Source organism: Microbispora sp. KK1-11 (genome assembly GCF_006874435.1).
Taxonomy (GTDB): Bacteria; Actinomycetota; Actinomycetes; order Streptosporangiales; family Streptosporangiaceae; genus Microbispora; species Microbispora catharanthi.
In genome coordinates this window covers 1-1,142 of the sequence record NZ_VIRJ01000097.1, presented here as the reverse complement: position 1 = coordinate 1,142, position 1,142 = coordinate 1, and the positions used below count along the sequence as shown (strand labels likewise).

Here is a 1,142-nt window from a genome sequence, read left to right as displayed (position 1 = left end):
GAGCGGGAGTTTCAGAACGAGCGTGGGGGCCAGTGGGACAAGGGCAAGTCGTGTGAGACGTTCAATCCGCTGGGTCCGTGGCTGGTGACGGCCGATGAGGTGGGTGATCCGCAGGCGCTGGGGTTGCGGTTATGGGTGAATGGGGAGTTGCGGCAGAACGGCAGCACCAAGAACCAGATCTTCGGGGTGCATCACGTGGTCTGGTATCTGAGTCAGTTCATGGTGCTGGAGGCGGGTGATGTGGTGAACACCGGCACTCCGGCGGGGGTGGCGCTGGGGCGTGGCCCGCAGGCGTATCTGCGCCAGGGCGATGTGGTGGAGCTGGAGATCGACGGTCTGGGCCGTCAGCGCCAGCGAATGGGCCAGGCATGAGCGAGCGGGACGAGCCGAACGCCGGGCCCGGCGGGGAGTTCGACGGGCTGGTGGCGATCGTCACGGGTGGGGCTTCGGGCATCGGCAGGGCAGTGGCGCAGGAGTTGTCCGCCCGCGGCGCCCGGGTGGCCGTGCTGGACTTGAAGGACACGCGGTTCGTGTGTGATGTGCGCGATGACGTCTCGGTGCGTGGGGCGGTGGCGGCGGTGGCCGAGGCGTATGGCCGGATCGATGTGGTGGTGAACAACGCGGGTATCGGCGCGCGGGGCACGGTGGCCGACAACGACGACGCCGAGTGGTTGCGGGTGCTGGATGTGAACGTGGTGGGGATCGCCCGGGTGAGCCGGGCGGTGTTGCCGTATCTGCGCCGGTCGCCGCATGCGGCGGTGGTGAACGTGTGTTCGGTGGCGGCGACGGCGGGGTTGCCGCAGCGGGTGGTGTATTCGGCGTCCAAGGGGGCGGTGCTGGCGTTGACCCGGGCGATGGCGGCCGACCATATCGGGGAGGGGATCCGGGTCAACTGTGTCACTCCGGGCACGGTGGACACCCCGTGGGTCGGCCGGCTGCTGGAGGCGGCCGACGACCCGGTGGCCGAGCGGGCGGCGTTGTGCGCCCGGCAGCCGCACGGCCGCCTGGTGGCGCCGGAGGAGGTCGCGCACGCGGTGGCGTATCTGGCCAGCCCGCGGGCGGGGTCGACGACCGGGGTCGAGCTGGCCGTGGACGGCGGGATGGCCGGGCTGCGGCTGCGGCCGGTGACCTCATGACGGCCG

2 protein-coding genes are annotated in these 1,142 nt (G+C 71.0%); both read left to right on the top strand.

Annotated elements, in window-relative coordinates:
• Window positions 1-372, top strand: a 372-nt coding sequence (locus FLW16_RS42875) for a fumarylacetoacetate hydrolase family protein (RefSeq protein ID WP_142566714.1), incomplete at its 5' end; no start/stop codon positions are given.
• Window positions 369-1,136 carry an SDR family NAD(P)-dependent oxidoreductase gene (locus FLW16_RS42870; RefSeq protein WP_142566713.1) on the top strand — a complete coding sequence of 256 codons (768 nt, stop codon included), beginning with the start codon at window positions 369-371 and terminating at the stop codon, window positions 1,134-1,136. The genes FLW16_RS42875 and FLW16_RS42870, both read left to right, overlap by 4 nt.
• Window positions 1,137-1,142: the final 6 nt, after the last annotated feature.

Excerpts from the sequence above, each read along its gene's own strand:
- FLW16_RS42870 (WP_142566713.1), top strand. The coding sequence starts at position 369 with ATGAGCGAGCGGGACGAGCCGAACGCCGGGCCCGGCGGGGAGTTCGAC.